20 protein-coding genes are annotated in these 22,701 nt (G+C 73.8%); 7 read left to right on the forward strand and 13 right to left on the reverse strand.

Translation table 11 applies throughout. The features are described from left to right. Nucleotides 1-115 precede the first annotated feature (115 nt). Nucleotides 116-1,543, forward strand: a complete 1,428-nt coding sequence (locus ACK8HX_RS12485) for an aspartate aminotransferase family protein (RefSeq protein WP_411941033.1) — start codon at nt 116-118, stop codon at nt 1,541-1,543. Between the two features lie 248 nt (nt 1,544-1,791). Here the strand turns inward: ACK8HX_RS12485 and ACK8HX_RS12490 are convergent, their stop codons facing one another. After that, complete coding sequence (locus ACK8HX_RS12490; RefSeq protein WP_411941034.1) at nt 1,792-2,541, reverse strand: SGNH/GDSL hydrolase family protein; 750 nt, start codon at nt 2,539-2,541, stop codon at nt 1,792-1,794. A 427-nt stretch (nt 2,542-2,968) separates the two neighbouring features. Between ACK8HX_RS12490 and ACK8HX_RS12495 the strand changes: the two genes are divergently transcribed. Together ACK8HX_RS12495 and ACK8HX_RS12500 are read left to right on the forward strand one after the other, a co-directional pair. Further along, the gene (locus ACK8HX_RS12495) at nt 2,969-3,661 is read left to right on the forward strand and encodes a DUF3105 domain-containing protein (RefSeq protein ID WP_411941035.1); all 693 of its coding nucleotides are present in this window, start codon (nt 2,969-2,971) and stop codon (nt 3,659-3,661) included. A gap of 13 nt (nt 3,662-3,674) precedes the next feature. Next, nucleotides 3,675-4,385 (forward strand): DUF305 domain-containing protein, encoded by a 711-nt coding sequence (locus ACK8HX_RS12500; protein ID WP_411941036.1) that lies wholly within the window; start codon nt 3,675-3,677, stop codon nt 4,383-4,385. Between the two features lie 29 nt (nt 4,386-4,414). On the opposite strand, the gene ACK8HX_RS12505 is transcribed toward ACK8HX_RS12500, so the two are convergent. Continuing rightward, nucleotides 4,415-4,783, reverse strand: coding sequence for a single-stranded DNA-binding protein (locus ACK8HX_RS12505; protein WP_411941037.1), 369 nt, complete (start codon nt 4,781-4,783; stop codon nt 4,415-4,417). A gap of 319 nt (nt 4,784-5,102) precedes the next feature. Here ACK8HX_RS12505 and ACK8HX_RS12510 point away from each other — a divergent pair, with 319 nt between their 5' ends. Next, the gene (locus ACK8HX_RS12510) at nt 5,103-6,482 is read left to right on the forward strand and encodes a D-alanyl-D-alanine carboxypeptidase family protein (RefSeq protein WP_411941038.1); all 1,380 of its coding nucleotides are present in this window, start codon (nt 5,103-5,105) and stop codon (nt 6,480-6,482) included. 27 nt (nt 6,483-6,509) lie between these two features. Here ACK8HX_RS12510 and ACK8HX_RS12515 read toward each other — a convergent pair whose 3' ends face one another. Continuing rightward, nucleotides 6,510-7,871 (reverse strand): MFS transporter, encoded by a 1,362-nt coding sequence (locus ACK8HX_RS12515; protein WP_411941039.1) that lies wholly within the window; start codon nt 7,869-7,871, stop codon nt 6,510-6,512. 262 nt (nt 7,872-8,133) lie between these two features. On the opposite strand from ACK8HX_RS12515, the gene ACK8HX_RS12520 reads away from it, so the two are divergent. Then, nucleotides 8,134-8,493, forward strand: coding sequence for an RNA polymerase-binding protein RbpA (locus ACK8HX_RS12520; RefSeq protein ID WP_411941040.1), 360 nt, complete (start codon nt 8,134-8,136; stop codon nt 8,491-8,493). 79 nt (nt 8,494-8,572) lie between these two features. Here ACK8HX_RS12520 and ACK8HX_RS12525 read toward each other — a convergent pair whose 3' ends face one another. Genes ACK8HX_RS12525 through kamD form a run of 6 tightly spaced genes read right to left on the reverse strand, consistent with a single transcriptional unit; the run spans nt 8,573 to nt 14,231 of the window. Next, nucleotides 8,573-9,115: an FxsA family protein gene (locus tag ACK8HX_RS12525; RefSeq protein WP_411941041.1), complete on the reverse strand. Its 543-nt coding sequence runs from the start codon at nt 9,113-9,115 to the stop codon at nt 8,573-8,575. After that, nucleotides 9,112-9,894: a polyprenol monophosphomannose synthase gene (locus ACK8HX_RS12530; protein WP_411941042.1), complete on the reverse strand. Its 783-nt coding sequence runs from the start codon at nt 9,892-9,894 to the stop codon at nt 9,112-9,114. The genes ACK8HX_RS12525 and ACK8HX_RS12530 overlap by 4 nt, the downstream gene beginning before the upstream one ends. Beyond that, nucleotides 9,891-11,459, reverse strand: coding sequence for an apolipoprotein N-acyltransferase (gene lnt, locus ACK8HX_RS12535; protein WP_411941043.1), 1,569 nt, complete (start codon nt 11,457-11,459; stop codon nt 9,891-9,893). The genes ACK8HX_RS12530 and lnt overlap by 4 nt, the downstream gene beginning before the upstream one ends. Nucleotides 11,460-11,473: 14 nt before the next feature. After that, on the reverse strand, nt 11,474-11,863 hold the full coding sequence (kal, locus tag ACK8HX_RS12540) for a 3-aminobutyryl-CoA ammonia lyase (RefSeq protein WP_411941044.1): 390 nt from the start codon (nt 11,861-11,863) through the stop codon (nt 11,474-11,476). Beyond that, nucleotides 11,860-12,639, reverse strand: a complete 780-nt coding sequence (gene kamE / locus ACK8HX_RS12545) for a lysine 5,6-aminomutase subunit beta (RefSeq protein ID WP_411941045.1) — start codon at nt 12,637-12,639, stop codon at nt 11,860-11,862. Before kamE ends, kal begins: the two co-directional genes overlap by 4 nt. Then, nucleotides 12,636-14,231: a lysine 5,6-aminomutase subunit alpha gene (gene kamD / locus ACK8HX_RS12550; RefSeq protein ID WP_411941046.1), complete on the reverse strand. Its 1,596-nt coding sequence runs from the start codon at nt 14,229-14,231 to the stop codon at nt 12,636-12,638. The genes kamE and kamD overlap by 4 nt, the downstream gene beginning before the upstream one ends. A gap of 168 nt (nt 14,232-14,399) precedes the next feature. Here kamD and ACK8HX_RS12555 point away from each other — a divergent pair, with 168 nt between their 5' ends. Then, entirely contained in the window at nt 14,400-15,029 is a 630-nt protein-coding gene (locus ACK8HX_RS12555; RefSeq protein WP_411941047.1) for a GNAT family N-acetyltransferase, read from the forward strand. On the opposite strand, the gene ACK8HX_RS12560 is transcribed toward ACK8HX_RS12555, so the two are convergent. Beyond that, nucleotides 14,989-16,539: an amidohydrolase gene (locus tag ACK8HX_RS12560; RefSeq protein ID WP_411941048.1), complete on the reverse strand. Its 1,551-nt coding sequence runs from the start codon at nt 16,537-16,539 to the stop codon at nt 14,989-14,991. The two genes, ACK8HX_RS12555 and ACK8HX_RS12560, sit on opposite strands and share 41 nt — an antisense overlap. Nucleotides 16,540-16,596: 57 nt before the next feature. Between ACK8HX_RS12560 and ACK8HX_RS12565 the strand changes: the two genes are divergently transcribed. Further along, a complete protein-coding gene (locus ACK8HX_RS12565; protein WP_411941049.1) occupies nt 16,597-16,995 on the forward strand; it encodes a nitroreductase family deazaflavin-dependent oxidoreductase in 399 nt (132 codons plus the stop codon). 20 nt (nt 16,996-17,015) lie between these two features. Here ACK8HX_RS12565 and ACK8HX_RS12570 read toward each other — a convergent pair whose 3' ends face one another. Genes ACK8HX_RS12570 through ACK8HX_RS12580 form a run of 3 tightly spaced genes read right to left on the reverse strand, consistent with a single transcriptional unit; the run spans nt 17,016 to nt 22,677 of the window. Continuing rightward, on the reverse strand, nt 17,016-18,209 hold the full coding sequence (locus ACK8HX_RS12570) for an acetate/propionate family kinase (RefSeq protein WP_411941050.1): 1,194 nt from the start codon (nt 18,207-18,209) through the stop codon (nt 17,016-17,018). Beyond that, nucleotides 18,206-20,269, reverse strand: a complete 2,064-nt coding sequence (gene pta / locus ACK8HX_RS12575) for a phosphate acetyltransferase (RefSeq protein WP_411941051.1) — start codon at nt 20,267-20,269, stop codon at nt 18,206-18,208. Before pta ends, ACK8HX_RS12570 begins: the two co-directional genes overlap by 4 nt. Further along, entirely contained in the window at nt 20,266-22,677 is a 2,412-nt protein-coding gene (locus ACK8HX_RS12580; RefSeq protein ID WP_411941052.1) for a phosphoketolase family protein, read from the reverse strand. Before ACK8HX_RS12580 ends, pta begins: the two co-directional genes overlap by 4 nt. Nucleotides 22,678-22,701 lie beyond the last annotated feature (24 nt).

Here is a 22,701-nt window from a genome sequence, read left to right on the forward strand (position 1 = left end):
GCGGGATCCGAAGGACGGTAGGGTGTCGGATGACTCGATCCGTAGACATCGCCCTTGGTCGCTGTCCGGGTCGCACCCTGTCGAGACCCCGTCACGGACGGGGGAGGAGAGCGCAATGAGCGAGCACCTGATGACGTCGGCCGCCCTGTCCGTGCCGGCCCACGACCCCGGCACCTACCGGCGCCTGCCCGAGCGGTCCACGCCGGTCGACCGCTCCGTCGTCGAGCGGCTGCTCGCCGCGGAGTGGGAGCGCTTCACCGGGTGGTCCTCCGGGTCGGGCGAGCACAACCTGCGGGCCGCCAAGACCCTCCCGCTCGGTGTGACGAGCTCCTTCCAGCACTGGGAGCCGTACCCGATCTCGGTCGCCTCGGCGCGCGGCGCGTGGCTCACCGACGTCGACGGCAACCGGCTGCTCGACCTGTCCATGGGCTTCGGCGCGATGCTCGTCGGCCACCTCAACCCCACCGTGGTCGCCCACGTCACCCAGGCGCTCACGAGCACCGGCACGCTCTTCGTCACCCCGTCGCCCCAGGCCACCGAGATGAGCGAGCGCTTCTGCGAGCGGTTCCAGCTCGACATGGTCCGCTTCACCAACTCGGGCACCGAGTCGCTCATGTATGCCATCCGGGCGGCGCGCGCGTACACCGAGCGCAAGGCGATCATCAAGATCGAGGGCGGCTACCACGGCGGCTACGACGCCCTCCAGGTCTCGGTGAAGCCCGGTCTGGACGAGATCGGCCCGGCCGACGCGCCCACCCCCCAGGTGCCCTTCGACGTCGAGGCCGGCACGGTCCACGTCGTCGCGTACAACGACCTCGGGCAGCTGGACCGCGTCCTCGCCGAGCACGGGCGTGACATCGCGGCGCTCGTCGTCGAGCCGGTCATCGAGAACCTGTCCATCGTCGTCCCGGACGAGGGCTACCTCGCCGCCGTCCGCGCCGCGTGCGACGCCCACGGCGTCGTCCTCATCTTCGACGAGGTCAAGACCGGCCTGACCGCCGGCCCGGCCGGTGCCGCACAGCGGCTCGGCGTCACCCCCGACCTCATCACCCTCGCCAAGTCCATCGGCGGCGGGCTGCCCCTCGCGGCGTTCGGCGGCCGGCGCGACGTCATGGAGGTCGTCGTCGACGGCCGGATGGCGCACTTCGGCACGTACAACGGCAACCCGCTCGTCATGGCGGCGGCCAAGGCCGTCGACGAGCTGTGCACGCCCGAGGCCCTCGCGTCCGCGGAGGGTGTCAACGTCCGCGCCCTCGACGCCATCAACGCGGTCATCGACGAGTTCGAGCTGCCGGCCCACACGGTGGGTCTCGGGGTCAAGGGATGCGTCACCTGGGCGACCACCCCGGTGCGCAACTACCGGGACTACAAGGCGACCGACTTCGGTCTCGCCGAGCTGTCCTGGCTGTGGGGTGTCAACCGCGGCATCCTCACCCCTCCCGGCCTCGACGAGCAGTGGCTCGTGTCGCTGGCGCACACCGACGACGACATGGCAACCCTCGTCGACGACTTCCGCCAGCTGGGGGCGGCGCTGCGCGGCTGAGCCACCCCTGGTCGCCACGACGCCCCCGGCGAGCCGCTGCCGCGGGGGGCGTCGGGCTGTCTACCCTCGATGACGTGCCCGACCTCACCGAACCGTGTCCCGCGTGCGGGACCCTGATGCGCTGGGAGACCTCGCACGAGCGCTGCGACGGGTGCGGATGGATCCGCCCGTGCTGCGAGGGCGCTCCCTGCCCCGTGCCCCCTGGCCCTCCCGTGACGAACGCGCCTGTGGCGCAGGGGAGCTCGCCGCTACCCTGACCGCTCCGGTCCCACCGTGAGCGCCGTGAGGACGTGGGGGAGGAAGGCGCGCGCGATCTCCCGGTACCCCGCGTCGTTGGGGTGGAACCAGTCCGCGGCGAGGCGTCCGCTCCACGACCTCGGGCCCTCGCTCCTCATGTCGACGACCTCGAGGTGGCCTGCGGCGCCGGCCCTCTCGACGTGGACGTTGGCCCGGCGGGCCGCCGCCCGAGGCTGGGGGAGCGTGGCCACGACGGCGCCGCGCGGCAGCCGCCCCACGAGGTCGCCGAACGCGTCGGGGAGCCGCCGCCGGGCCCGGCCACCCGCGAACAGGTCGTTCGACCCCGCGAGCACCGTGACGAGGTCCGGTGCGTCGGTGTCCCGGGCGCGGGGGAGCGCCTCGAGGGCGGGGAGCTGTCGCTCGAGGACGTCGGTGGAGCGGGCCCCGGTCGCCGAGAGGTTGACGACCACGAGGGGACGCCCCGAGGCCTCCAGCCACCCGGCCAGCTGGGAGACCCATCCGGCGTCCCAGGCCGACGCCCCGACACCCTGCGACATCGAGTCGCCGAGGACGACCCAGCGCCGCCCGGGGGAGTCCAGCGCCCGGGTGTTGTTCGCGCGCCAGGCGGCCGCGAACGGCTCGACGTCCTCCTGCACCCGTCGGACCCCCGGGACGAGGAGCCCGAGCGTGCGGACCCCGAGGCCGCGAGGGCGCCCGGTCGTCGTCGCGTGGTCCAGGGGGGTGCCGCGGGAGTCGCTCACAGCGCGAGCTCGAGGCCGTCGTCCGAGGCGACGTCGGCCTCGACTGCGCGGCTCACCGTCCACGTCCGACCCCCGGCCTCGATGACGTCCATGCGGCGGAGTCTCGCACCCCGACGCCGTGGGGACGGACCCACCACAAGGGGAGGGTGAGGAGGGGTGTCCGTCCCCTTGAAATGACATAATGTCGATTATCGGCGTTCGCGAGCCACGCTGAGCGGGGCCTCCCGCTCCGGGAGGCTCACGCGGGACGGTGCGGCGCCGCGACCGACCAGGGAGGACACGCTGCGGGCCCGTGATACGCCGGCCCGGGCGCGTGGGTGACAATGTGCGGGCACCACGGGAACGTGGGGCCCCCGGTGATCGCTGTGCACCTCGGTGGCCCCGACCGGTGCACGCCGAGATCGACGACGTAGTGAGGAGCACGACGGTGGGCAAGTCGACCAGGCCAGCGGGCGGTGCCCGGGCCGGCCGGGACAAGCTCGAGGCCCTGCGCAAGGAGCAGCAGGCCAAGGAGCGGCGGACCCGCCTCGTCCTCATCACCTCGGTGCTCACGGTGATCCTGCTCATCGCGGGCATCGTGGGCTTCACCATCTGGCGTGACGTCTCGACGCGGCCGACGCTCGACGCGGTCCAGACCTTCGAGGTCTCGCGCGACCACACGACGGACCCCGTCACCTACGAGCAGACCCCGCCGGTCGGTGGCAACCACAGCCCGACGTGGCTCAACTGCGGCGTGTACACCGCTCCGGTGCCGAACGAGAACGCCGTGCACTCCCTCGAGCACGGCGCCGTCTGGGTGACCTACCGCCCCGACCTTCCGGCCGACCAGGTCGAGCAGCTCGTCGACTCCCTCCCCGACACCTACATGGTGGTCTCCCCGTTCGAGGGGCTCGACGCCCCCGTCGTGGCGAGCGCCTGGGGGACCCAGCTCAAGCTGACCGGCGTCGACGACCCGCGCCTCGAGGAGTTCGTCAAGGAGTACCGGCAGGGCCCGCAGACGCCGGAGCCGGGTGCGTCCTGCACCGGCGGGACGGACGGCGTGACCCCGGGCGGCCAGATGGAGCAGCCGACGCCCTCCGACTCCGCCTCGCCGACGCCGTCCGCGACCGCGAGCCAGTGACCGCCGAGAGCCCGTGACGAGCGAGCGCGACGACCTCGGCGCGACCACGCGACACGACGTGGCCGACTCCGACGCCGGCTTCGGGCTGCACGCCGACGACGCGCCGAGGGGTTCCTCCGTCGGCGCGTCGTGGGCCCTGGTGGCCGGCGCCGCGGTCGTCGCGCTGCTCCTCGGCGTCCTCGGCACCCTCTGGCTCGGCGGGGACCGCTCGTCGGCCCCGTCGGACTGGAGCGCCGACGCCGGGTTCGCCCGCGACATGCAGACCCACCACCACCAGGCGGTCGAGATGGCCTTCCTCGTCTACGCGCGGACCGAGGACGCCGACGTGCGGACCCTGGCCTACGACATCGCCACGAGCCAGCAGCAGCAGGCCGGGCAGATGTACGCGTGGCTGCGGCTGTGGGGGCTCCCGCAGACCGGCAGCCGGGAGCCGATGGCCTGGGTCGGGGGGCAGCACGCCGACGCCCACGCCCGCCCCGACGGGACGATGCCCGGGATGGCGAGCCCCGCCCAGCTCGACGAGCTGCGGGCGGCGAGCGGGGTCGAGGCGGAGCGGATCTTCCTCCGGCTGATGATCGACCACCACCGCGGCGGGGTCGCCATGGCCGACGCCGCAGTCGCCGAGGCGGGCACCCAGGAGGTGCGGACCCTGGCCTCGGCGATCGCCTCGGCGCAGACCTCGGAGATCAGGCTCCTGGAGTCCATGCTCGCCGAGCGCTCCTGACCCCGACCGGCCGCCACCACACCCTGCGGTCACCCCGCCCGCTCCCCCACCTCCTTGACCCGGCGCAGCCGGCGCGCCTCGACCTCGTACCGGCTGCCCACGCCGGCTCCCGTGCGGAAGAACCGGCGCCGCAGCGATCCCTCGACCTCGACCCGGTCGTCGGGGGCGAGCGAGGCGGCCGTGCGCCGTACCCCGGCGGTCCAGCAGGCGACGTCGATCGTGTCGACCGTGGCGGCCGAGCCGGCGGACCCACCCGAAGCGCCCACGCCCTTGGCACCGCGCGCCGCCCGCGGCACGACGAGGCGCAGCGTCTGCACCGTGTCCCCGCTCGGCAGCTCGCGCGGCTCCCCCACGGCACTGACCCGTCCCACGAGCCGCACCGAGTTGACCTCCTCCATGGCACTCCCCTCCCCCGTCGGCGGTCAGCGACGCGGCCGGGGTGGCCGGCGCGGACCACTCCCCGACCCTCCACCGCGACCACCGCCGCGCACCACCCCCCGGGCGAACCTGTGGACGGCGCACCGGTCCCGGGCCCCCCTGTGGACGACGTCGTCCCACTGGTACGCACCCGTCACACGGGTATGGCCCGATCGGGTGGTCTTTCGTCGTCAAGGCTGACCCGGTCCCCGATCTGCGCTTATCGTGAGTGCGGGCCCGCAAGCAGGGGCGTGGTCCTGGCGTCCTCGGGCGTCCGATGTCGATAGGGAAGAGACCGACGTGCGCAGGGCCACACCACCGCGCGCGGCGACCCTCGTGGTCGCCGCGTCCTTGGCGGCCGTTCTCGCAGCGCCCTCCGTCCTCGCGGAGGAGCCGGAGCCGAGCCCCACCCCCACGCCGAGGGGCGACCTCGTCGTGCCCGTCCCGACGTCGGAACCGGCACCGACGACCACGTCGACGCCGCGCCCGACGGTGACCACCCCGGACACCGACGACCCGGACCCCCACCCGTCCTCGCACGCCGAGCCCGACCACGACGAGCCGCTGAGCGGGACCTTCCTCCGGTCCCAGATCGCCGAGGCGGCGCGCATCACCGCGGCGCTCAACGCGAGCACCTCGCAGGTCGCGGCGGCCACGCGCGAGATGGACCGGCTCGCGGACCAGTCCAACGCCCTCCTCGAACGTCTCCAGGCCGCCCAGGACACCGAGGCCGCAGCCACCGAGGAGGCGAGCCGCGCCCGCGCCGACCTCGTCCTCCTCGAGAGCCGCCTCGCCCGCGCCCGGGCCGTGCTGCGTGAGTGGGTCTTCTCGGTCTACTCCGGTGGGGGCGGCGAGTCGGACCTCGCGGGGATGCTCGACGCCATGCTCGCCGAGCCCGAGGACGTCGGAGACCCCCTCGGCGACCTGTCCTACCTCACCGAGCAGCGCACCCGGGCCCTGCAGGACGTGCGGGTCCTCACGGCCGAGCAGGTGCGCCTCAGCGCGGCCGCCGACGCCGCGGAGACCCGGGCCCGCGACGCCCGCGCGACGATCCAGCGCGAGAAGGCCGCCCTCGACAAGGTCGTCCTCGCCCAGCGTGCCAAGGTCGCCGACCTTCGCAAGCTCCAGGTCGCCGAGGTCGAGCGGGCCGGGCCGATCGCCAACATCCTCGTGGGCGCCCGCACGCCGGAGGCTCGCGCCGCCGCCGCGGCCCTGCGCGACGCGCTCGCGGCCGCCTCCTACGACATCACCGCCATCGGCAAGCCGTGCACCGGTGACACCGCGGTCTACCCCAACGGGATGTACCCCGCGAGCGCCCTGTGTCCCCTCTGGGGTGCGCCTGGGGAGCGGCTCGCCCCCCAGGCGGCCGCCGCGTTCAACGCCCTGAGCAAGGCGTACGCGGCGCAGACCGGGGTGCCGCTGTGCGTCACCGACTCCTACCGCTCCTACGCCGAGCAGGTCACCGTCAAGGCCAAGCGGGGCTCGTTCGCCGCCACCCCGGGCACGAGCCGGCACGGCCTGGGTCGCGCCCTCGACCTCTGCGGCGGGGTGCAGCGCTTCGACTCCCCCGCCCACCGCTGGATGAAGCAGAACGGGCCGCTCTACGGCTGGTTCCACCCGTCGTGGGCCGCGGCCGGCGGTTCCCTCCCCGAGCCCTGGCACTTCGAGTTCGCCGGCTGAGCCGCGGTCGTCCCCGGGGCGCAGCGGTCAGGACACGCGGTGCTCGGTGTGCTCCTTGACCGGGATCATCACCGCGAAACCCGCGGCGAGGATGAGGACGATGCCGAGGATGCCCCAGTACTGCGTGTTCGCCTCACCGGTGAGGGCGGCGCCGAGCGAGACGAACCCCCCGAACGCCAGCGGCGCCAGGAACGACACCGCCCTGCCCGTGGTGGCGTAGAGCCCGAAGATCTCGCCGTTCTTGCCCTGCGGGATGAGCCGGGCCAGGAAGCTGCGCGACGCCGCCTGGGCGGGCCCGACGAAGATCGTCATGAGCAGCCCGACGCTCCAGAAGACCGGCGCACCGCCGTCCTTGAGCACGAAGATCAGCAGGCCGAGCACGACCAGTGACCCCAGCGAGACGAGGATGACGCGCTTCGGGCCGATGCGGTCGTCGAGCAGGCCGAAGAGCATCGTCGCCACGCCCGCCACGACGTTGGCGACCGCACCGAAGATGATGACCTCCCCGTCGGACAGGCCGAAGGTGCGAGCGGCGAGGACCGCCCCGAAGGTGAACACCCCTGCCAGCCCGTCGCGGTACAGGGCCGACGCGAGGAGGAACCACACCGTGTGCCGCGAGACCCTCCACAGCGCGCTGATCGACTGCCAGAGCAGCCGGTAGGACTGCACGATGCCGACTCGCGGGGCCCGCGCCCGCTCGGGGTCCTTGAGCACGAAGAACGTCGGGATGGTGAACAGCGCGATCCACAGGCCGCAGACGAGCATCGAGACGCGGATGTCCAGGCCGTCGGCGTTCGTGACACCGAACAGGCCGACCTCGGGGGCGATGAAGGCGAAGTTGAGCAGGAGGAGGACGAGGATGCCGCCGAGGTAGCCCATCCCCCAGCCCAGCCCGGAGACGCGGCCGACCGTGGCGTTCGTGGCCACCTGGTCGATCGTGGCGTTGTACGTGACGCCCGCGATCTCGGAGACGATGGAGCCGACCGCGAGGATGCCCAGGCCCAGCCACAGGTACCCCGGCTCCGGGCGCACCACGAACAGGGCGGCGGCGAGGCCGGCGAGGGCCCACGTGAGCAGCCGCAGGGTGCGGACCGTGCGTCCCGAGCGGTCGGCGTTCTGCCCGATGACCGGTGCGAGGAGGGCGACGAGGACGCCCGCGGCGGCCGTGGACCAGGTCAGTGCGAGGGTCGGACCGTTGCCGGTGCCGAAGGAGTCGCTCGTGATGTAGACCGAGAAGACGAAGGTGATGATGACCGTGTTGTAGGGCTGCGAGCCCCAGTCCCACATCCCCCACGCGATGACCCTCCGGCGCGAGGTCGGAGCCGCGACGTCGAGGGCGGTGGGGCCGAGGACGGCGTCGGCGTCGGCCAGGGGCGATGATGTCGTCACGCGCCGAACGGTAGACCCGCGGGCCCCCACGGGGAACGCGCAACGCGGGAATTGAGGCCGCGTACTCAGCCCGTCGCCGCAGGTCGCGACACGCCCGGCGACACGCCGTGGCACCGCGTCCCATCTGTGAGGGCTCTCACACCGAACACCTTCCACACCGTCCGCGGGACGGAACAACGCCTCCCCGCCGGTCGTTGAACGCCCCAGACCCGGCCGGGGCGACCTGTCGGCCGGGACACCACGAACCCGGGAGTTGAACCCCATGGCAGAACGCAGTCTCCGCGGCAGCCGGCTCGGCGCCCTGAGCATGGAGACCGACGACAACGTCGTTCCCAGCGAGCGCCGGATCACCACCTACCTGTGCCCCAACGGGCACACCATCGAGCTTCCCTTCTCCGTCGAGGCCGACGTCCCCCACACGTGGGAGTGCCGCTGCGGCGCCGAGGCGAAGCTCCAGGGCGGTGGCCCCGAGCCGGAGGCCAAGCCCGTCAAGCACGTCCGCACCCACTGGGACATGCTGCTCGAGCGCCGCTCCATCCCCGAGCTCGAGGAGCTGCTCGAGGAGCGGCTGACCCTGCTGCGCGAGTCGCGTGGCGAGAAGACGAAGAAGAAGACCGCCTGACCGCCCGACCTCCGGTCGAGCTGCTGACGCGCCGGCACCCCTCGGGGTGACCGGCGCGTCGCCGTGTCCGGGTCCCGCGTCAGCGCCCGTCGGGCGGCGGCGGGTCGTCGACGACCTCGCCCTGCACCACGTCCGGGTGGCTGGGCCGGCGTGGCGCCTCGCCCGTCGCGGTACCCGCCCCAGCACCGGGCCACTCCCCCAACGGCCCGAGGAGCCGCCGCGCGACGACGGCCTCGAGCCAGACGCGCGCGACCGGACGGGTGAGCGGGAGGATGAAGAAGAACCCGACGAGGTCGGTGACGAACCCGGGCGTGAGCAGCAGGGTGCCGCCGATGAGGACGAGGGCCGCGTCGGCGAGCTGGCGGCTCGGCATCCGACCGCTGCGCAGCGCCTCGGCCAGCGCCCGCCACGCCCGCGCCCCCTCGCGACGCACGATCCAGGCGCCGAGGAGCGACTCGACGAGCAGGAGGGCGAGGGTCTGCCAGCCCCCGATGACGCGGCCGACCGCGATGATCGCCGCGATCTCGACCGTGGGGACGACGAGGAGCGCGAGGAAGACCCAGCGCAGCCACCGCGGGCGGCGGGAGCGCCGCGCGTACGGGGTGGCCGCGGGACGGCTCACAGCGACTGCCACCTCGGCTCGCGCCGGTCGACGAGCTCGCGGACCTGCCGGGCCCGGTGGCGCACGCCCCAGCCGGTGATCCGGCGCAGCGACTCGGTCATGATGTCGCGGCTCATCTTCGAGGTCCCGACCTCCCGCTCGACGAAGGTGATGGGGACCTCGACGACGGTGAGCCCGGCCTTGACTGCGCGCCAGGTGAGGTCGGTCTGGAAGCAGTAGCCCTGGGAGGCGACGTCCTCCAGGCCCATCTCGCGCAGCGCATCGGCCCGGTAGACCCGGAAGCCCGCGGTCGCGTCGTTGACCGGCATGCCGAGGAGCACCTTGACGTAGAGGTTCCCGCCGACGGAGAGCGCCTTGCGGTGCAGCGGCCAGTTGACGACCGAGCCCCCCTTGATCCACCGCGAGCCGATGACGGCGTCGGCGTGCTCGGCCGCGGCGAGGAGGGAGGGCAGGTGCTCGGGACGGTGCGACCCGTCGGCGTCCATCTCGACGACGGCGTCGTAGCCGGCGTCGAGCGCCCAGCGGAAGCCGGCGAGGTACGCGGCGCCCAGGCCCTCCTTGCCGGCCCGGTGCAGGACGTGGACCTGCGGGTCGGCGGCGGCGAGCTCGTCCGCGACGGCGCCGGTGCCGTCGGGTGAGTTGTCGTCGAGGACGACGACGTCGACGGACGGCACCTCCTCACGGACCCGGCGCACGACGACGGGGAGGGTGTCGCGCTCGTTGTACGTGGGGATGAGGACGGCGACGCGCCGCAGGGGCGGTCGGGCGGTCTCGGTCAAGGGGTGTGGTCCTCGGTCGGTCGGTCAGGTGCTCCGGAAACCCTAACGTCCCGCCGGCCCAGGGTGCTCCCGGCCACCAGGGCGAGGAGGAGGGCGGCGGCCACCCGCTCCGGCCAGGGACCGAGGTGGTCCGAGGGCGTGGTGCCGGTGCGCACGACCGGGCGGGCGAGCCCCTGCTCGGCGGTGAACAGGCCGGTCCTGCCGCTGACCGACCCGTCGGGCGCGATGAACCCGGAGACCCCGACCGTGGAGACGTGGACGACCGAGCGCCCGTGCTCGATGGCCCGGATCCGGGAGATGGCGAACTGCTGCTCGGACTCCGCGCTGTACCCGAACGTCGCGTTGTTCGTCTGGACGAGGAGCAGGCTCGGGGTCGCCCCGGCGGCGGCCACGCTGTCGCGCATCAGCTGGTCGTAGGCGACCTCGAAGCAGATGGTCGGCAGGGCGGCGTACTCCCCCGTGGCGGACGGCACCCGGAACACCCCGACCGAGTCACCGGCGACGAAGTTGCCGGCGAGGTCGGCCGCGGGCGTGAACATCCGGAAGAACTGACGGTGCGGGATGTACTCGGCGAACGGCACCGGGTGCAGCTTGGTGTAGCGCTGCGGCTCCGCCCCGGAGCCGTCGTAGAGGAGCGAGACGTTCGAGCTGGCCCCGACCGGTTCGGCGAGCACCGCACCGACCACGAGCGGCACACCGACGGACTCCTGCGCCCGCTGGACCTGGGCCGCGGCGTCGGCGTTGCGGAAGGGGTCGATGTCCGAGGAGTTCTCGGGCCACACGACGAGGCTGAGGTCGCCGGGGGCGCGGGCCGCGAGCGCCTCGGTGCCGGCCACGTGGTTGTCGAGGACGGCACGCCGCTGTGCGTTGAAGTCGAGCCCGGCGCTCGGCACGTTGCCCTGGACCATCCCGACGGCGACCTCGCGCCCGTCCGTCGGGAGGGTGACGAGCCCGGGGGTGAGGAGGACCGCGACCGCGAGCACGGCCGGAACGACCGCTCGCGTCCGCGGGCCGCGGGCGAGGAACGCCGCCGCGAGCAGCAGGAGGGTCCCGACCAGGGCCACGGCGAAGGTCACGCCGGGGGCGCCGAGGTAGCGGGCGACTGCCGCGAGCGGGCTGTCAGCCTGGCTGAACGCCAGTCTCGCCCAAGGGAACCCGCCGTACGGCGTCGAGGAGCGCGCCCACTCCTGCACGACCCAGCCGAGTGGGACGAGGGCGTACGCGGCGCGCGTCCTCCCGGCCTCGGCGAGACGGCGCCCCGCGAAGCCGGTGACCGCGCCCTGCACGCCGAGGTAGAGCGCCTCCAGCGTGGCGAGGGCGAGCCACGGGACCGCGCCGACGTAGATGCCCGACCACGACAGGGTCGGGACGAAGAACGCCAGACCGGCGACGAGGCCGAGGAGGAGACCGCGTCCTGCGCCGGCACGCAGGGTCAGCCCGCCGAGGACGGCGACGGCGACGGGCGCGAGGAACCACAGGTCGTGGTCCGGGAAGGCGAGCCAGAGCAGCAGGCCGGCGACGACGGCACCGACGAGCTGGATCGGGAGCCGGAGCGCGGGAGGCACGCGCTCACGGTAGGTCACCCCGCCGGCGGCACCACGACGACCCCCCGGGCCGTCGTCGCGACGAGCGGTGGGTCGAGGACGTCGGCGGCCGACTCGCCGCGCTCGGGGGCGCCGCGACCCACGACCCGCACCTCGAAATCCATCTCGCGGGAGCGGGTTCCGACGCGGACGATCCGCGCCTCGACCTCGATGACGTCGCCGGCGCGGACCGGCGCCCTGAACTGGACGTCGGAGTACGACGCGAACAGGCCCTCGTCGCCGTCGGTGAGGATGCACATCTCGGTGGCGACGTCACCGAAGGCGGCCAGGCTGTAGGCGCCGTCGACGAGGTTCCCGGCGTAGTGCGCGTGGCTGTACGGCACGTAGCGGCGGTGGGTGACGGTGCGGCCGACCTCTGCCGTCATCGCTGTCGTCCTCTCGGCTCGGGGCTGGTGCGGGGCGTGACCAGCTCGTGGACGAGGTAGCTCGCGACCTCGCCCGGTGTGGTGCCGCGGCCGAAGATCCGGTCGACGCCGAGCGCGCCGGCCGAGCCCTCCTCGAAGCGGGGGCCGCCGACGACGAGCAGCGGCACCTGGCCTGCCGGGAACGCCTCACGGAAGGCGGCCGACATCTCGGTCGTGTTGTGGATGTGGGCGTCGCGCTGGGTGACGACCTGCGAGACGAGGACGGCGTCGGCGCGGACCTCGCGCGCGGTGTTGACGAGGTCCGGCACGAGCACCTGGGCGCCGAGGTTGACCACGGTCATCTCGCGGTAGTACTCCAGGCCCTTCTCGCCCGCGAACCCCTTGATGTTGAGGATGGCGTCGATGCCGACGGTGTGCGCGTCGGTGCCGATGCAGGCGCCGACGACGACGAGCTTGCGGCGCAGGCGCTTCTTGATCTCGGCGTTGACCTCCTTGGCGGTCAGGAGCGGGAACTCCCGCTCGACGACCTGCACCTCACGCACGTCGACGAGGTGGGTGACCGAGCCGTAGACGACGAAGAAGGTGAAGTCGGGACCGATCGCCTTGGCGTGGACGAGGAGTGCCGGCTCCATCCCCATCTTGGCGGCGAGCTGGAGGGCGGCGCCCTCGGCCCGCTTGTCGTGCGGCAGGGGCAGCGTGAACGACACCTGGACCATGCCGTCGCCGGTGGCGTCACCGTAGGGACGCACGAGGGGGCCGGGGATGGACACGGTCACCGGGTCGCTCCTTCCTCGAGCATCGTCGTCGCCGGGTTGTCGTAAGCCTCCGCCTTGCGGACGACGCCGTCGAGCCCCTTGCCCTTCGTGGCCGGCCGCTTCATCGAGCCGAACGTGCCGTCGGCGATGGCAGCGAGCAGGGGCGGGTCGCCCGCGGTGTCGCTGTCGGAGACGATGGCCTCGAGCAGGTCGACGGCCTCCCCCAGCACCTGGCGCGCGCGGGTCTGGATCAGCCCGTCGCGCGGGGGGTGGAAGTCCTCGGTGAGCCCGCCCGCGGCATCCATGACGTACCGGACGTTCTGGAGGGCGAGGTCGCGGTCGGAGAGCCATGGCGTGACGACGGCCTCGGTCATCATCCCGACGAGGAGGATGCCCTGGCCCGTCATCGCGCCGACGAGGTTGAAGAACCCGTCGAGGAGGTAGCCGCGGAAGACGTCGCCGGTCATGTGCTTCGTGGGCGGCATCCACTTGAGCGGCGCGTCCGGGAAGAGCTGGCGCGCGAGGAGGGCGTGGGCGAGCTCGAGGCGGAAGCTGTCCGGGACGTCGGGGTTGATCTCGAAGGCGTGCCCGAGGCCCAGCTGCCAGTCCTGCAGGCCGGCCTCCTTGGCGAAGTACTCGTTGAGGAGCTGGCTGACCGTGACGGTGTGCGCTGCCTCGACGGCGTCGGCGGTCGTGAGGTAGTTGTCCTCGCCGGTGTTGATGATGATGCCCGCGCGCGCGTGGACCTGGCGGCTGAAGCGCTGGTCGACGAAGGTACGGATCGGGTTGATGTCGCGGAAGAGGATCCCGTACATCGAGTCGTTGAGCATCATGTCGAGCCGCTCGAGGCCCGCGAGCGTGGCGATCTCGGGCATGCACAGGCCGGACGCGTAGTTCGTCAGCCGGACGTAGCGTCCGAGCTCCTTGCTCGTCTCGTCGAGGGCCGCCCGCATGAGGCGGAAGTTCTCCTGGGTCGCGTAGGTGCCGGCGTAGCCCTCGCGGGTCGCGCCCTCGGGGACGAAGTCGAGCAGGCTCTGGCCGGTCGAGCGGATGACGGCGATGACGTCGGCGCCCTCGCGAGCGGCGGCCTGCGCCTGGGGGATGTCCTCGTGGATGTCGCCCGTGGCGACGATGAGGTAGATCCACGGGGTGCGCTCCGGGTTGCCGTGGCGGCGGATGAGGCGGTCGCGGGCGGCGCGCTGGCGGTCGACGGTGCGCAGGCCCTTCGCGACGGCGGTCCGGGCGGCCCTGCGCGAGGCGGTGACGTCGCGGCCCTCGGGAAGGCGGAACGTCACCGAGCCGCTCGAGGCCTTCTGCGCGAGGGTCAGCAGGTCGGGGGCCTCGCCGCGCCGGAGGGCGTCCCAGACCGGGGTCGTGACCCCGTGCTCGAGGCCCACGCTCCCCCGGACCGCGTCGACGAGGTGGTTGACCCACGGGACGTTGTCGTGGTCGGCGCCGGACAGCCCCGCGAGGCGGAGGGTCGCGCGCTCGACGGACACGGTCGTGTGGCTCTTCGCCAGGTCGACGACCGGCCGGCCGGCCCGGCGGGCGAGGGTGCGCGCCCGTCGAACGGTCGCGGGGTCGAGCTCGAGGAGGGAGCGGCGTGCAGACACGGCGTCAATCTAGCAACATCACCGCAGGACTTCCGTGGGCCTGAGGACGAGGCCGCAGATTCTCAGGTGAGGGCCGCTCCGCTCTGGTTGCTCGTCGCACACCGTTCCTCCGAGACGCGTCCCGGAAACCCGATGGTGGGTGCGCTGCCCGCGTGGCAGCATCCGCGGGTGACCGACCGCCACGCTGCTCCTCCTGCTCCCCCGGCATCGCCCTGGCCCCGCCGCAGCGCGGACCTGCTGTTCCGGGTTCCCACCGAGGACGACGTCGCGCCGCTGCTCGCCTGGCGCAACGACCCACGGGTCGGGTACTGGCTGATCCGTACCCGCGCCGACGAGGCGTCGATGCGCACGTCTCTGCGAGGTCCGAGGGACCCTGACGACTTCTCGGCCGTCGCGGTGCACGACGGGGAGGTCGTGGCCGCGGCCTACCTCTCCGTCTCCGACGGCATGGGTCAGGACGTCGGCACCGGGCACGTGCGGGCCGAGGGGCTGCTCGGCTGGAACGTCGCGCCTGGGTGCTGGGGGCGGGGGTTCGCGACGCAGATCGCGCGAACGCTGCTCGAGGTCGCCTTCGACGAGCTGCGGCTGCACCGGGTCACGGCCGGGTGCTTCGCCGACAACACCGCCTCGTGGCGGGTCATGGAGAGGGTCGGGATGCGCCGTGAGCAGCACGGCGTCAAGGACTCCTGGCACGCCGACCTCGGGTGGGTCGACGGGTACACCTACGCGATGCTCCGCGAGGAGTGGCAGGACGGACTCAGTGCACGTCGTGGAGGACGGTGCCGCCCCGCACCGTGAGGCGGCACAGCGGGAGCGGGGCCCCACCGCCGAGGAGCGGCAGGCCGTCCTTCCCCGTCGCCGTCACGGCCCACGCCGCGAAGGTCGCCGGGGCTCCCACGCGCAGGACCCCCCCGTCGCCCCCCGCGGCCGTCCAGCCCCCGCGCGTGTGCGCGTCGACGGCGGTGGCGGTCGTGACCCGCTGGGTCGGGTCGCGGTGGTTGACGGCAGCGCGCACCGCGGCCCACGGGGCGAAGGGGGTGACCGGCGCGTCGGACCCGAACGCCATCGCGACCCCCGCCGCCGCCAGGGCCGCGAACGGGTTGACGCCGGGCACCCGGTCGGCGCCGAGGCGCTGCGCGTACATCCCCTCCGGCCCGCCCCACGCGGCGTCGAACGCCGGCTGGACGCTGGCCGTGATGCCGAGCCGCGCCATCCGGCGGACCGCCGCCGCGTCGAGCATCTCCGCGTGCTCGAGGCGCGGGCGCGAGGCGCGGACGGGGTCGACCCCGACGAGCGCCGCCGCCGCCTCGTAGCCCTCGAGCACGAGGTCGATCCCGGCGTCCCCGATGACGTGGAAGCCGTTCTGCACCCCGGCCACCGCGCACGCGGCGACGTGGTCACGCACCCCGGCGACGTCGCGGAAGGCCGTGCCGCGGCATCCGGGCTCGTCGGCGTAGTCGGCGCGCAGGAGGGCGGTGTGCGAGCCGATCGACCCGTCGACGTTGAGGTCGCCGGCCAGCCCGCGCGCGCCGTGGAGCGCGACGAGGGCGAGGGCCTGCTCGGGGTCGGTCACCGCCTCGGCCCAGTAGCCGACGGTCAGCGGCAGGTGGGGGTGCGTGCCGGCCGCCAGGACGTCGGCGAAGTCGTCGGCCGACGTGAGCAGCGGACCGCCGCACTCGTGGACGGCGACGACCCCCTCCGCTGCCGCGGTCCGCAGGGCCAGCTCGACGTCGTCGCGGCGCTGCGCCCCCGTCCGGGACGCGTCGAAGGCCGCCCGGGCGGCGTTCTTCGCGTCGCGGACGAGGAAGCCGTCGTCCTGCCACCCGTCGAGGTCGGCGGCACCGGAGGCGGCGGCGAGGGCGCTCGACACGACGGCGGAGTGCCCGTCGACGCGCGAGGCGTACACGACGCCCCCGGCGCTCGCCCGGTCGAGCTCGCGGCGCGTCATCGGCCGGCCGCCGGTCCAGTCCTGTTCCTGCCAGCCGTGGGCGAACACCGGGCGGCCGCGACCGCGGCGGGCGGCGTCGGCGACGAGGTCGAGCGCCTCGGTGACGGTGCGCGTGCCCGCGAGGTCGACGCCCCGCAGCCCGAGGCCGGTGTGCGAGACGTGGGCGTGGGCGTCGACGAACCCGGGCAGGACGAGGGCGCCGTCGAGGTCGACGACGGCGTCGACGCCGTCCGCGTGGGCCGACGCGCCGCCCTCGTCGCCGAGCCAGGCCACCGTGCCGTCGTCGCCGACGACCAGGGCGGTGGCGGCGGGGTGGTCGGGCGTCCGCACGTGGCCCCGCCGGAAGAGGGTCGTCGGCATGCGCGCCACTCTAGGAGGACGGGTCCGCGCGGCCGGGACCGGGCGTACGGTGGTCGCGTGACGCTCCCCCGGGCCCTCGGCCGGTTCAACTCGCGGGTCACGAACAAGGCGCTCGTGCACCTCGTGGGGCGCTGGACCTTCGCCGAGGTCGAGCACGTCGGGCGCCGCTCCGGGCGCCGGTACCGCACTCCGGTCAACGCGTTCCGCGAGGGCGACCGCGTCACGATCGGGCTCACGTACGGCCGGCGCGTCGACTGGTTCCGGAACATCGTCGCGGCAGGAGGGTGCCGGCTGAGGCTCGGGCGCGAGGTCCTCGTCCTCGGCCCACCGGTGCTCGTCCCGTACGACGTCGCGGCCCCTCGCCTGCCGGCGGTCGCGCGCCCGGTCGTGCGGCTGGTCGGCGTCGACGACTGGGCAGAGCTCCCGGTGCTGTCGAGCGCCCCGGCATCCGCCTGACCGCTGCGGCCCGCGACGGGTCAGCGGTCGCCGACCACCTGGAGGGCGCAGCGGGCGATCTCGCGCTCCTCGTCCGTGGCGACGACCCACACCTCGGCGCGGCTGCCCGGGGCCGAGACCCGCCGCTCGGGCGGTCCCTCGGCGTTGGCCTGCTCGTCCAGGGAGAGCCCGAGCAGGCCGAGGCGCCCGACGAGCGCGGCCCTCAGGCGCGGGCTGTGCTGTCCGATCCCGCCCGTGAGGACGAGCGCGTCGAGGCGCCCCAGCACCGCCGCATAGGCACCCACGTACTTGACGAGACGGTGCACGGTGACGTCGAACGCGAGGCGCGCATCGTCCTCCCCCGCGTCGAGGCCGGACTCGAGGGTGCGGAAGTCGGAGGCGCCCGCGAGCGCGAGCAGGCCGCTGCGACGGTTGAGCGCGGCGTCGTAGTCGTCGACGGAGACGTCGGCGACCCGGGCGAGGTAGGGCCCGAGCGCCGGGTCGACGTCGCCGGAGCGGGTTCCCATGACCAGCCCCTCGGCGGGCGAGAGGCCCATCGAGGTCTCGATGCTGCGGCCGCCGAGCACCGCGCACGCGCTGGCGCCGTTGCCGAGGTGGAGGACGACGAGGGCCAGGTCGCCGAGCGAGCGGCCCATGAGCTCGGCGGTCCGGCGGGCGACGTGGGCGAACGAGGTCCCGTGGAAGCCGTAGCGCCGCACCCCGTGGTCCTCGCGCCAGTCGCGCGGCACGGCGTAGGTGTACGCCTCCGGTGGGAGCGTCCGATGGAACCCGGTGTCGAAGACGGCGACGTGGCGGGCGTCGGGGAATGCCTCGCGGGCCCGCAGGATGCCCTCGACGTTCGCGGGGTTGTGGAGCGGCGCGAGGGGCGCCAGCTCGCGCAGGGCCTCGATGACGTCGTCGTCGACCTCGACGGGCTCGGTGAAGCGCGGGCCGCCGTGGACGACCCGGTGCCCCACCGCGCGCAGGCCGTCGAGCGGGGGGCCCTCCTCCTCGAGGGCCCGGCGCGCGAGGGTGAACGCCTGGGCGTGCGACGGGCACTCGACGTCGTCGTCGATCCGCTTCCCGCCGGCCTCGTGGCGCAGGTGGGCGTCGCCGCCGATCTCGGAGACGATGCCGTCGGCGGCGGACTCCCCCGTCGCGGCGTCGACGACGCGGTACTTCAGCGAGGACGAACCGGCGTTGACGACGAGGACGAGGCCGTCGGCGGACGTCATCGGGCGCCGGCCTGGACGGCGGTGATGGCGATGGTGTTGACGATGTCGCGCACGAGGGCGCCGCGCGAGAGGTCGTTGACCGGCTGGTTGAGACCCTGCAGCACCGGCCCGATCGCGACGGCGGACGCGCTGCGCTGCACCGCCTTGTACGTGTTGTTGCCGGTGTTGAGGTCGGGGAAGACGAGGACCGTGGCCCGCCCGGCGACGGGGCTGTCGGGCAGCTTGGTCCGTGCCACGTCGGGGTCGACGGCGGCGTCGTACTGCAGGGGCCCGTCGACGAGCAGGTGGGGCGCCCGTTCGCGCACGAGTGCCGTGGCCCGGCGGACCTTGTCGACGTCGGCGCCCGACCCCGACGCGCCCGTCGAGTACGACAGCATCGCCACGCGCGGCGCCACCCCGAACTGCTCCGCCGTGCGGGCGGAGGAGATGGCGATGTCGGCGAGCTGCTCGGCCGTCGGGTCCGGGTTGACCGCGCAGTCGCCGTACACGAGCACCCGGTCGGCGAGGCACATGAGGAACACGCTCGAGACGACGGAGACACCGGGGGCGGTCCGCACGACCTCCAGGGCGGGGCGGATCGTGTGCGCCGTCGTCGTGATGCAGCCCGACACCATCCCGTCGGCGAGGCCCGCGTGCACCATCATCGTGCCGAAGTACGACGGGTCGACGACGCGGTCGTGCGCCGTCTCGGGCGTCATGCCCTTGTGGGCGCGCAGCCGGGCGTACTCCTCGGCGAACCGTTCCCGCAGCGGGCTCGTGGCCGGGTCGACCACCTCCGCACCCGCGAGGTCGACCCCGAGCTGCCGCGCGGCAGCACGGACCGTGGTGTCGTCGCCGAGGAGGGTGAGCCGGGCGATCCCGCGCGAGAGGACCTGGTCGGCGGCGAGCAGGATGCGCTCCTCCGCGCCCTCGGGCAGCACGACGTGCGCTCCGGCCTCGCGGGCACGCTCGACGAGGTCGTGCTCGAACATCAGCGGCGTGACGGCGCCCTCCTCGGCGACGCTGCCCTCCCCCACGACGGCCCCGAGATCGCCGGCCTCCTCGACGAGGGCGACGGCCGTGCGGATCTTGCGCTCCGAGCCGGGCGTGATCCGGCCCTCGACCGCGCCGACGGCCGTCGCGGTCGCCATGGTGCCGCCGTCGGTCGCGGCGACCGGGAGCCGGACGCCCAGGCCCGCGACGAGGCGGTCCACCTGCGGCGACAGCGCGAAGCCCCCGTTGAGCACGACACCGGAGAGCGTCGGCAGCGTGCTCGAGAGGTGGGCGAGCAGCACGCCGAGGAGCACGTCGTCGCGGTCGCCGGGGACGATGACGACGCCGCCCTCGACGAGCCGTTCGATGACGTGGGGCATCGACATCGCGGCGACGACGATGCCGAGGCACTCTCGGTCGAGGAGCTCGGGGTCGCCGTGCACGAGGCGGCCGTCGCAGGCGATGACGAGGTCGCGCATCGTCGGTGCCCGCAGGAGGGCCGACTCGGGCAGTGCCCAGCCCGGCACCGCCGGCAGCCGCTGGTGCAGGGCCGTCGTGACGTCGAGGCCGGTCCCTGCCGGCACCTGGTTCGCGACGACGCCCGCGACGTGGGCGTGCTCGTGCCGGGCGGCGGCGACGGAGACCGCGGCGGCGGCCGCGACGTCCGTGGCGGGACGACCCCGGGCGGGGACGACGAGCACCATCGGGGTGCCCAGGTTGGCCGCGATGGTGGCGTTCGTCGCGAGCTCGGTCGGTGCGGCCACCCCGGTGAAGTCGGTCCCGACGACGAGGACGGTGTCGTGGGTGCGGGCGACCTCGTGGTACCGGTCGACGACCGTGCCGAGTGCACGCTCCGGGTCGAGGTGGAGCGCCTCGTCGGTCACGCCCCAGCAGCGCTCGGCGGGTAGGTCGGTCGGCGCCTCCTGGACGAGCACCTGCAGCAGCTCGTCGGGCTCGCCACCCCCGCGCACGACGGGCCGGAAGACACCGACCCTGCGGTGACGTCTGGCGAGCTGGTGGACGAGCCCGACGGCGACGGCCGACTTGCCGGACCGCGCCTCGGTGCCCGCGAGGTAGAGGCCCTTCACGTGGGCAGCCCGCGCCAGGTCCAGTCGTCGATGTCCGGCAGGTCGACGAGCTGCTCGGGGATGAAGGCCTCGTGCTCGGCCAGGCGCCGGTCGCAGAGCGCCGTGAGCTCGCGCCAGCCCCGGGGCCGGGTCGAGCACCGGCGCAGCACCTCCTTCGCGAGGTGGAAGCGGCTCATCCGGTTGAGGACCACCATGTCGAACGGCGTCGTGGTCGTGCCCTGCTCGTTGAAGCCCCGCACGTGGAACCGGCCGGGGTTCGAGCGCCCGTGGACCAGCTGGTGCACCGCACGGGGGTAGCCGTGGAAGGCCATGACGACGTGCCGGTCGGCGGTGAACAGGTCGTCGAACTGGCTGTCGGTGTACCCGTGCGGGTGGTCGGCCTCCGGGAGCAGGGCCATGAGGTCGACGACGTTGACGAAGCGGAACCGCAGCTCGGGCACGTGCTCGGCGAGCAGCTCGGCGGCGGCGAGCGCCTCCTGCGTCGGCACGTCCCCGGCGCACGCGAGGACGACGTCGGGCGTCTCGTCCGGGTCCGCGGTGCTCGCCCAGTCCCAGGCGCCGGCGCCACGGGCGCAGTGCCGGTGGGCCTCCTCGAGCGTGAGGTACTGCAGGTGCTTCTGCTTGTCGACGACGATGAGGTTGACGTGGTCGGTGCTGCGCAGGCAGTGGTCGGTGATCGACAGGGTCGTGTTCGCGTCCGGGGGCAGCCAGACGCGCACGACGTCCGGCGCGAGCGGGATGAGGCTGTCGATGAGCCCCGGCCCCTGGTGGGAGAAGCCGTTGTGGTCGTTGCGCCAGCACGTCGAGGTGAGCAGGACGTTGAGGGAGGACACCGACGCCCGCCACGGGAGCGTCTGCGCGTGCTGGAGCCACTTGACGTGCTGGACGGCCATCGACGCCGACACCATGGCGAAGGCCTCGTACGTGGCGAACAGCCCGTGGCGGCCGGTGAGCAGGTAGCCCTCGAGCCAGCCCTCGCAGAGGTGCTCGGAGAGCACCTCCATGACGCGGCCGTCGGGGCCGATCTGCTGGTCGGTCTCGAGCAGCGGACCGGTGAAGCAGCGGTCGGTGACCTCGAAGACGGGCTGGAGCCGGTTGCTCGCGGTCTCGTCGGGGCTGAAGAGGCGGAAGATGCCCCCGCCGTCGGGCCGGGTGGTCGCGGCGTAGAGGTCGCGCATGAGGCGGCCCGCGGTGATGGTGTTCTCGACGAGCGACACCCCCCGCTGCGTGACGTCGACCTCGGTCTCGTGGGCCGTGAGGTCGGGCATCGGCAGCTCCTCGCGCAGCCGGCCGCCGTTCGCGTAGGGCGTCGCCGACATCCGCAGGTCGCCCTCGGGGGCCAGGGCCCGCAGCTCCGGGGCCAGCCGGCCGTCCTCGTCGAAGAGCGACTCCGGGCCGTAGCCGCGCAGCCACTCCTCGAGCAGGCGCAGGTGGCCGGGGTCGTCGGCCAGGCCGGAGAGCGGCACCTGGTGGCTGAGGTTGGTCCCCTCGACCTGCACCCCGTCGACGACGTCGGGGCCGGTCCAGCCCTTCGGGGTGCGCAGCACGACGGCGGGCCACGCGTGCCGGACCGCCTCGCTGGGACCGTCGCCCGCGCGCGCCGTCTCCTGGAGCCCGCGGATGGCGGCGTGGGAGTCCCGCAGGGCTTTGAGGAGGGCCGGGAACACCTCGCGGGGGTCGTCGCCGGCGACGGTGACGGGGTCCCAGCCCTGGCTGCGCAGGTAGGCCTCGACGTCGTCGTCGCTCGTGCGGCCGAGCACCGTGGGGCCGGCGATCTTGTAGCCGTTGAGGTGGATGATCGGGAGCACGGCACCGTCGCGCCGTGGGTTGAGGAAGCTGGGCAGGCGCCACGACGCCGACAGCGGACCGGTCTCCGCCTCGCCGTCGCCGACCACGCACGCGACGAGGAGGTCGGGGTGGTCGAAGACGGCCCCGGCCGCGTGCGCGAGGGCATAGCCGAGCTCGCCGCCCTCGTGGATGCTGCCGGGCGTCTGGACGCTGACGTGGCTGGGGACGCCTCGGGGAGAGGAGAACTGGCGGAACAGGGTGCGGATGCCGTCGGCGTCGTCGCCCACGTGGGGGTAGACCTCGGTGTAGGTGCCCTCGAGCCACGCGGCCGCGACGAGGGCGGGCCCACCGTGGCCCGGGCCGGTGACGTACAGCCACTGGCTGCCGGTCTCGCGGATCACCCGGTTGAGCAGGGCGTAGATCATCGACAGGCCGGGGCTGGTGCCCCAGTGGCCGAGCAGGCGGGGTTTGACGTGGTCGAGCGTGAGGGACTCGCGCAGCAGCGCGTTCTCCCGGAGGTAGATCTGGCCGACGGTGAGGTAGTTGGCGGCGGCCCACCACCGCAGGTCCAGGTCGAGGTCGGCCGGGGAGTAGCTCGAGGTGGCGTCGCTCCGACTCATGTCCTCACCCTAGGACCCGTCCCC

This window comes from Oryzobacter faecalis, assembly GCF_046764005.1.
GTDB lineage: Bacteria > Actinomycetota > Actinomycetes > Actinomycetales > Dermatophilaceae > Oryzobacter > Oryzobacter faecalis.